The sequence below is a fragment of the Calothrix sp. CBUCES-K 9914 genome (genome assembly GCF_059640475.1).
In genome coordinates this window covers 1-8959 of sequence record NZ_JBXXZH010000329.1, presented here as the reverse complement: position 1 = coordinate 8959, position 8959 = coordinate 1, and the positions used below count along the sequence as shown (strand labels likewise).

Sequence of the window (8959 nt, the reverse complement as noted above, 5' to 3'; positions counted from 1 at the left end):
GGGTTATCAGCAGTAATCAATAATCCTAGTATTTCATAGGATTTTTGAGATTTTTGATTTCAAGGGCAATAAAGAAACTATTTACTTTGTAGGTAGTAAAGACGAGTCGAACGGGAATCAAGTATGTCAATTAATTCTTGGTATTGAAAAATATTCTCTTGATATATTGAAAATTCGTGTACCACTAGCTTTGGAACATCGATATGGTAAATATATAGAAATACCTATCAATTTAAATGGTTATGGTGATACTGAAATACGTTCCGCATGGGCACAAGGTAAATCGATTACTTACCGTATAATTCAACGTAAATATGGTGTATGGTCGGCACATATTACAGTTGATGTATATCGACCAATAACATCTGACACAGTAATGTTGGGTTGTATCGGTGTAGATTTGAATGTGAATTCGGTAGCATGGTGTAAGGTAAATGCGGATGGAAATCCCAAACGATTTGCTGCCATCCTGAAACGGATGGAGGAAATCGTACTTAGAACCGCGATTGTGCGTAGATTTAGGAGTTCTAGATTTCCCTACATTTTTTTAAGCGGTGTCAAGATGATTATGACAGGAAAACGCGCGCGTAAAGAATTACGCAAATTGGTTGCTAGTCAGTAATTTCTACTAATATAGATATATTACTTCATATTAGTTAAGAAAAGTTAAAGTTATGCAGTCTGATCGCCAAAGGAAAATCATGGAACACTTGAGTCGTAGTAAGGGTGATTATATTAACCCGAAGCTTGACTCTTCTTCTCGCAAGCAGCAAATTATGGATCATGTGCGCTTGAGTAAAGGTTAGGCAACAGATAAAACGGATGTAACGGATAGATGAATTAACCATCCGTTACATCCTGAAATCATCCGTTGCTAATCATGCTTTGTAAGGTTTTGTGTAGGTCTTGGGTTAGTTCGGTGACGGTTGCTCTGGCAGATTGACGGTCTTTTTTGTATTTCTCCCAACGTTGGGTTACTGATATTGGTTTGCCTACTGTGACTTTTGACTGGCGCCAACCTAGGTTAGGACGACCGGGAAATGTGTCATATTGAAGACGAGACATCATGTCGTATATTAATAGTGTTATTTCGGCGAAGCGCTCGACTGTTGGTTTGTCTTTAATGTAAGTGGCAGTGACAGCAACAAAACTTTCTACTAAACGCATATGCTGCATTCTTTTGGCTGCTTCTGTTGCTGCCCAGTCAGCAAGTCCGCGCGTGAGTGGTGTTAATTTATCTAAGGAAGGTAAATCCTCACGATAAATATAACTCCAACCAGCTTCTTCTAAACGGCGACAACGGTCAATAAAGTTTCCTTGCGCTTGTAAACCAAAATGTTGCTCGCTTACACGCAAGGCCATATCCTGTAAACGGTGAAGACGAGCAATAATAAGTTCGCTATTGTCAGATGATGGGTCTAAGTCAATTGCTACAAGGGTTTGATGATAAAAACGTTGATAAAAATCTTCCATTTCTGAAAGTATACGTTCTGCAAGACACACTATACGCTTGTAATAAATTTCTGAGGCTGTAGATGAAGGGTCTATTAATATTGTCTCAATTCCACTCATCGCTTCTAATTTACTCAAAAGCCAGTCAAGTTTTTTCCAAGGTGGGTTAGGGTAACTGTACTGAATGGTTATCGGGACTATAAATACTTCTTCTGGACGATTGGCTTTTTGTAAATCTTCTATACACCAAAATCCTAACTGGGCAACACCTGGTTCTAACGGACTCACTAAACTACTGTGTCCATTGGTGGCGCCTTCTGGGGCTATAGCTAAAGGCATATTACTATTGAGAAATAAGTCGCGCGCTGTTTGTAAACCAGTTCTGTCAACCTTTTTACCTCGACGAATTGGGAATCCACCTAAGAGTGAGAAAAATTTTCCTAACCAATGACCTGCCCATATAGTCATACCTCGTTCGTAGAGAAAGTGGGAATGAACAGGGTCTTTTAATTTGATACCATGCTCACGCGCACTCTTGGGGATAGCGCGCGAGATTAAATAAAACATTGATAGCGGGTCATCGACTTCGGGATGACGGAATGCCATCAAGAAGCGAACCTTCCCAGCTTGGAATTGCTCATATAGTTTCGCTAGCTCCAAAGCGTTCTCTGTTTCAACTCGAATAATCCTCGCAGGTAACCAACCTCGAAGACGAAAGCGCAATAGTACTGGTAATGACCATTGAACTAACTGGAGAAAAAATCGGTTAAAACGTGGGGCTATAAACTTTAATGGCGGTTGAACGCTTTTTATTTCTTCAGACAAGGCTGTTCTCCACATTCAGTCAATCTTGCCCACCGCATCAAAGATATAAAAGTATACACTACTTTGGCACTTTGCACGCAGCGGCTTTCTCGAAACATCTCTAATTTTAGAATTTCGTCTCAAGTTCTGGTTAAACGGAAATTGCTATAAATGAGTTACCAATTGTAACAAAAGTACATAAACCGAATCGAGTCAGTAGTAAATCCTATATAAATTAGTATATATATGGCTAAACGCTATAACTAAACATCAGTATAACATTTATCTAAACACATGTTTAGAAAGCGTTTACTTTAGATATTAAATTAAACTATAATCTAAACTCGATGTATGCTCAAAAATATATCTTGTAGCACGTTACAACGTTAAAAATATTTTACATAATGTAAATACAGCAATTAGGAAACAATGTTTTGTGTTTTCACATCAACGTTTTGTAGAACCAAGCCAAGTCGGTGTTTTAATTTTATCCAATAGCATTTACTGTGGTGTAAAGTTGGTGCAAATCGATTTACCAGAAAGATGCGCGATGCTTGGATTAATAAGAGCAGGTCAATTTATTCCAGCATCTGCAAATCCTACTATTCATGCTGAAGACTATATTTTGGGTCTTGCCATTCACCCAATGATGATACCAGCTTTGAAAGTAATGCTAAGAAAAACTCATTCAATCAGCTATTCTCCTCATAATTGCACGCTGACAAACAAGAAAATTTTTGACAAAATTTATCCTTACTTAGAAACTTCTGTCGGTTAATTTACTGTACTCGCTGTGCGTTAAATATTTTGAGTCATGAACATTTACTATTTTGCCGCTCATGCTCCTGAACCAGAAATGATAGAAGATTTAGGGGCGCAAATTACATCTCGTTTCAGAGGAGATGTTAGCGATATTCATCGAGCCAATAATAATTGTATTACTTTTACCGAAACATTATTTATTGGTGGTCAAAGAATCAAATCTTGTTACACTATTCCAGCAAACTCAATTATAGTAGTCGAGGCACCGCCTTTACTACAAGGAGACTGGTTAACTGCGGGAATCACAACGCTACTTGTACCAATTAGAAAGCAAGAAACAAACGAGAAGGGTCGTACTGCATACAAGTATTACGGACTTCAACAAGTAAAAAGTATAGAAGTAATTACCTCTCCTTGGAGTAATGCCAACAGTAGTAATGATGGTAACGCAAACGTTGAACAATATCAACAGCCAACAACAAACATAAACGAGCAAAAACCGCAAACTATCAGCACTACCAGAACACCAATTTCAATTTTTTCATTCTTTGGACAAAAACCAAAAAATGTAGTTGTTTAAATATCATTGTCATGTAATTAATTTTACATTATGATAGAGGCGTTACATGTAACGTCTCTATCTACAAAATTTTAAATAAATTAAAAAAGTAAATATATTCGTTGCTTTCGAGGGTGCAAAAATCCTGTTTAATATATGCTTCAAGGCTTCATACAGATTTTTTTGACTTTATTAATAGTGGTAATTCTAGCTCCTATCGTTGGACGCTATCTAGCTAGAGTTTTTATGATGCAGCGAACTTTACTAGACCCTGTACTAAGCCGAATAGAGCATTTCATCTACCGAATTACTGCTGTTTCTCCAAATCAAAATATGACAGGACGCGAATATGCCATCGCTGTACTAGTCAGTAATACAGCGATGACTGTTCCTGTTTTTATCTTATTATCACTTCAAGGACTATTACCACTAAACCCAACTAAGTTAGTAGCGCCTACATGGGATACGATATTACACACTACGATTTCTTTTCTTGTCGCGGCTGATTTACAGCACTATGTTCCAGAAATCACAATGTCGTATTTTAGTCAAATAGCGGCATTGGGTTTTTTAATGTTTATTGCCCCAGCAACAGGTTTATCTGTCGGTATAGCTTTTATTCGTGGTTTATCTGGTAGACTATTGGGTAATTTTTATGTAGATTTAGTTCTTTCCATAACCCGCGTCTTATTACCCTTTGCTGTAATTGGTACATTACTAATTTTAGCTTTGGGAGTACCTGAGACTTTAGCTCCAACCGTAATTATTAACACCTTAGAAGGCGCCACTCAAGCAATATCGCGTGGGCCAGTTGCTCACTTTGAAAGCATTAAAATACTTGGAGAAAACGGAGGTGCTTACTTTGCTGGTAACTCTGCTCACCCATTTGAAAACCCAAATGGCGCCACGGAATTTCTACAAATTATCGGTATGTTAGTACTGCCAACAGCGGTAATTTATACCTATGGCATTTTTATCAATAACTTAAAACAAGTACGCTTGCTGTTTTGGATGACGTTTGTAATTTTTGTCGTACTTATAGGAATAACTGCTGTCGCTGAATATCAAGGCAACCCGACTGTAAATGCCCTACTGGCAACGCAACAACCTAATTTAGAAGGTAAAGAAGTGCGTCTAGGATGGGCACAAACCGCTTTATTTGCCATTACTACAACAGCAACAATGACTGGTTCAGCGAATGGAATGTTTGACTCGCTAATGCCGTGGAGTGCATTCTGTGCTTTACTTAACCTATTTCTACAAGTAATTTGGGGGTCTTTAGGCACTGGAGCTGCTTCTTTATTTATATACGTCTTGCTGACGGTGTTTTTAACTGGTTTAATTGTTGGCAGAACACCAGAGTTGTTAGGACGCAAAATCGAGCAATACGAAGTAACATTGGCAAGCTTGATTGTTTTAATTCATCCAATCATAATTTTTATACCTGCCGCCGCCACTTTGGCTTTACCTTTAGAATTAACAGGTATTAGCAATCCGGGATTTCACGGATTTACACAGGTAGTATACGAATATGCCTCAGCAGCAGCAACAAATGGTTCTGGCTTTGCAGGATTAGGAAATACTCAACCTGCTCCAACAGCGTTATGGTGGAATTTATCAACTGTACTAACTTTATGGATAGGACGTTATATTCCAATTGTTGCTATGCTATTACTCGCAGATAGTATGTCACAGAAGTTACCAGTCCCAATGTCTGTTTCAACTTTGAATACTGATACAAAACTGTTTACAAGTGTAACAGGTGTAACAATACTAGTTCTGGGTGCGTTAACATTTTTTCCAATACTGGCTTTTGGTCCTATTGCCGAAGCATTTCAAATTGCAAAGGGTTTATTTTAATGAATATAAGTGTTACCAAACAAAAAAAGCTTTGGTGGGGTATTTCTTCAGCTTTTGTCCTATCAAGTCTAATTGCAATGCTAATATCTTTGGTGCAATTTAAGGCGCCGCTACGACCGGGCTTAGATTTTACAGGTGGTACAAGGTTACAGTTTGAGTTAGACTGTTCCAAACCTGGTAATTGTGATAAACCAATTGAACTTAGTACTGTGCGTGAAGTACTAGGTCAGTATCAATTAGCAGACAGCAGTATTCAGCTTATTGGTGCCGAGCAAAGAGGAGTATCAATTCGCACTAAACCTTTAGAACCTGACAAACGCAACCAGCTACAAGCAGCTTTAACTAAAAAAATAGGCGCCTTCGATGCCCAAAAAACTCAAATTGACTCAGTTGGTCCAACAGTTGGACGTGAACTTTTAACATCTGGCTTAATATCGCTACTCATGTCTTTTGTTGGCATCGGTATTTACTTAAGTATACGTTTTCGTGCTGACTATGCAGTATTTGCGATTGTCGCTCTTTTCCACGATATCTTAATTACATTAGGCTTTTTCTCTATCCTAGGCTTACTATTTGGTACTGAGGTAGATAGCTTATTCGTTGTTGCTATATTAACTATTGCGGGTTTTTCAGTTACAGACACAGTTGTAATATATGACCGTATTCGAGAAAATTCCAAATTACAAGGTGGTATTGCAACAAATAAACTAGTGGATGATTCAGTAAATCAAAGCTTGACTCGCTCGTTAAATACCATACTAGCAGCTTTACTCCCTCTGTTCTCACTGTTCGTATTTGGCGGAGAAACACTTAAAAACTTTTCGCTAACTCTAATTGTTGGTTTTACAATGGGGGCATATTCGAGTATTTTTATCGCAAGCCCTTTGTATGCTTGGTGGCATAACCGTAAAGGTAGCAACCTCCACACGGAAGCGACAAACAGCATTACCTAACTTAAAAGTAATGATAATTAGGGGTTCAAATTTTTCAACTAGTTATACCTGCATGAATTAATACATACTCTACTTAGGTTGTGTAGTGGCAATTGCAAGTCTTGCACCCCTAATTTGACGCACTTTATCCATTACAGCCACAGCCGCTCCAAGGCTTACTTTTTCATCAGCATTAACTACAACTAATACGTTTTGATTATTACCCACTAAAGCACGTAATTGTTCTGTCAATGTTTCAACTGTAGTCGGTTGATTATTAAGGCTAACTTGTTCCTTTACATCTATAGTAATAGTAATAGGCTCTTGACTTTGTACTTGAGACTGTTGTCCAGTAACGGCTTTAGGTAGATTTACTGGTAGCCCTTCGGAATTACTTAAAAACAAACTTGAGAGAATAAAAAATGTTAACAGTGAGAATATAACATCAATCAAGGGTATAATATTAATTTGTGCTGGAATATCAGGTTCTTCTGATAGACGACGGCGCATAATCTGTGTCTCCTCGTTGGTAACGACGACGATAAAGTAGTTCTAACTGTCCAATATATTCTTCCTGCTGCAAATAACTCACTCAATTCACCTAATTTCATCGATTACCTCTTTCAATTAATAATTAGCCACATTCAAACTCGGTTTTAATTAAGTGTTGCTTAAATATTACATTATTTGTTACAAATTGAATATTTTTTATCAAAGATTATATATAAAAATATAAACGCGAGGCTAAACATGTATATAACATTGTATTAAACGCGCGTTTATTAACCATTATTTTGTTGAGTTTAGACCTAAACTATAATGTAATAAAAAAATATATCTTTTAGCACCTGACAAAAAAATTAACATAATATATAGCATTCCTAAATCATTTGTAAAATCCGCATGTGTAGAGACGCGATATATCGCGTCTCTACATTTTACAATTTTTTATAAATCATCTAGGACTGCTATAGCAGTCCTAAATCATTCGTAAAATCCACGTGTTGTAGAGACGCGATTAATCGCGTCTCTACGTAGATATAATTTTTACAACTCATTGTCGGTTTTACAATGGGAGCATATTCTAGTATTTTCATAAATAGGCCTCTCTACGCTTGGTAGCATAATCGTAAAGGCAGGTGTCAGGAAGTAAGAGCAACAAGTTAGCTTTACAGTATTTAATCAGGATGATAATTATTGTCATGGGTGTATCAGGTTCAGGTAAATCAACGATTGGCAAAATGCTAGCTGAGTCGTTAGGCTATGAATTTCATGATGCCGATGATTATCATCCTCAATTCAATATCAGTAAAATGCAACAAGGTATTCCCCTCACAGATGCAGATAGAATACCTTGGTTAGAAATATTACAAGCTTTAATTCACAAATGGTTACTAGAACATCGTTCTACAGTACTAGCTTGTTCCGCACTCAAAGCTAGTTATCGTGAATATCTAAATGGTAATGAAGAAATTAAACTAGTTTATCTTAGAGGTTCATTTGAAACAATCGCAGCACGATTAAAACGGCGCCAAAATCATTTCATGCCCGAAACATTGCTTCAAAGTCAGTTCAACACCCTCGAAGAACCATCAAACAGCATCAAAGTAGATATCTCATCTTCCCCCGAAACTATCGTCCAGCAAATACGCGCACAGCTAACACTATTGTAGGTTGGGTGGAGTTAAAAAAACTGGGCGCCTTAAGTAATATTCAATAAATACAAAAATACTCTTGTGGGATGGGCATCCTTGCCCGTCCCTTTAATGTTGGGTTCCGCACTCGCGCTCCACCCAACCTACGATGATAAAAATGCTTCAATTTCGGCAAGAGTAGGTTGAGAAGCAATGGCGCCAGGTTTCAAAGTAGTTAATGCACCAACTGCGCTTGCATATTGTACAATCGCGCGTGCGGTTTCTTTATCTTTAAGACTTGGAATACCGTGAGTTAATAGTTGATGAATAAAACCAGCTAGGAAACTGTCTCCGGCGCCTGTTGTGTCAACTACAGGTATGGAATAAGCAGGTAATTTACCCTCGTTTTCATCTAAACAGTAAGCACAACCGTTTTCACCGTCTGTTACTAGCACACCTTCAACTGTGTCTAGACGGTAATTAATTGCACCTGCATCGCTGGTATCAAATAACCATTCGGCTTCTTCTTTGGCAAGCTTAACAAAATCTACTTTTTTAAAGATTTGACGAATTATATCCGGCGCCTCATGAGGATTATGCCAAAATACTGGGCGCCAGTTCACGTCCAGTATTATCTTCATGTCATATTTTTCCGCTAAGTCCAAAGCATGATAAACAGCTTTAGCACTCTCTGGATAGGCTAACTCTAGCGTTCCCAATACTAAAATATCTGCTGCTTCAAATAAAGATGCTGGTAATTCTTTGGCATTGAGTTGTGTATCAGCAAACTCGCTAGTGTCGTAATTTCCGAACCCAGCAAATGTACGGTCGCCGCTCAAACTTCTAACCACATATACCTGCCGCGTCGGCGCCGAATTATGACGCTGCACACCAGTTGTATCAACACCTACTTCGTTTAAAAGGCTCATTAATGTATCACCGACTTCATCAGAGCC

The 8959-nt window shown here is 38.0% G+C and carries 10 protein-coding genes; 7 read left to right on the top strand and 3 right to left on the bottom strand.

From position 1 onward, the window contains the following. Nucleotides 1-166: 166 nt before the first annotated feature. Nucleotides 167-622 (top strand): hypothetical protein, encoded by a 456-nt coding sequence (locus AC2JBO_RS40005; protein ID WP_496959188.1) that lies wholly within the window; start codon nucleotides 167-169, stop codon nucleotides 620-622. Nucleotides 623-674: 52 nt separating this feature from the next. Continuing rightward, the gene (locus AC2JBO_RS40000) at nucleotides 675-806 is read left to right on the top strand and encodes a hypothetical protein (protein ID WP_496959187.1); all 132 of its coding nucleotides are present in this window, start codon (nucleotides 675-677) and stop codon (nucleotides 804-806) included. A 58-nt stretch (nucleotides 807-864) separates the two neighbouring features. Here the strand turns inward: AC2JBO_RS40000 and AC2JBO_RS39995 are convergent, their stop codons facing one another. Then, nucleotides 865-2292 (bottom strand): 1-acyl-sn-glycerol-3-phosphate acyltransferase, encoded by a 1428-nt coding sequence (locus AC2JBO_RS39995; RefSeq protein WP_496959186.1) that lies wholly within the window; start codon nucleotides 2290-2292, stop codon nucleotides 865-867. A gap of 400 nt (nucleotides 2293-2692) precedes the next feature. Between AC2JBO_RS39995 and AC2JBO_RS39990 the strand changes: the two genes are divergently transcribed. The 4 genes from AC2JBO_RS39990 (at nucleotide 2693) to secF (ending at nucleotide 6390) form a co-directional block, all read left to right on the top strand. After that, a complete protein-coding gene (locus AC2JBO_RS39990; protein WP_496959185.1) occupies nucleotides 2693-3034 on the top strand; it encodes a TrkA C-terminal domain-containing protein in 342 nt (113 codons plus the stop codon). 36 nt (nucleotides 3035-3070) lie between these two features. Continuing rightward, nucleotides 3071-3598, top strand: a complete 528-nt coding sequence (locus AC2JBO_RS39985; protein ID WP_496959184.1) for a hypothetical protein — start codon at nucleotides 3071-3073, stop codon at nucleotides 3596-3598. Nucleotides 3599-3733: 135 nt separating this feature from the next. Continuing rightward, nucleotides 3734-5437, top strand: a complete 1704-nt coding sequence (kdpA, locus tag AC2JBO_RS39980) for a potassium-transporting ATPase subunit KdpA (RefSeq protein ID WP_496959183.1) — start codon at nucleotides 3734-3736, stop codon at nucleotides 5435-5437. Then, nucleotides 5437-6390: a protein translocase subunit SecF gene (gene secF, locus AC2JBO_RS39975; protein WP_496959182.1), complete on the top strand. Its 954-nt coding sequence runs from the start codon at nucleotides 5437-5439 to the stop codon at nucleotides 6388-6390. Before kdpA ends, secF begins: the two co-directional genes overlap by 1 nt. Before the next feature lie 69 nt (nucleotides 6391-6459). Here the strand turns inward: secF and AC2JBO_RS39970 are convergent, their stop codons facing one another. Next, nucleotides 6460-6879, bottom strand: a complete 420-nt coding sequence (locus AC2JBO_RS39970) for an ExbD/TolR family protein (protein WP_496959181.1) — start codon at nucleotides 6877-6879, stop codon at nucleotides 6460-6462. Nucleotides 6880-7556: 677 nt separating this feature from the next. On the opposite strand from AC2JBO_RS39970, the gene AC2JBO_RS39965 reads away from it, so the two are divergent. Then, on the top strand, nucleotides 7557-8042 hold the full coding sequence (locus AC2JBO_RS39965; RefSeq protein WP_496959189.1) for a gluconokinase: 486 nt from the start codon (nucleotides 7557-7559) through the stop codon (nucleotides 8040-8042). A gap of 125 nt (nucleotides 8043-8167) precedes the next feature. Here AC2JBO_RS39965 and AC2JBO_RS39960 read toward each other — a convergent pair. After that, a partial coding sequence (locus AC2JBO_RS39960) for a carbohydrate kinase family protein (RefSeq protein WP_496959180.1) occupies nucleotides 8168-8959 on the bottom strand: 792 nt, incomplete at its 5' end.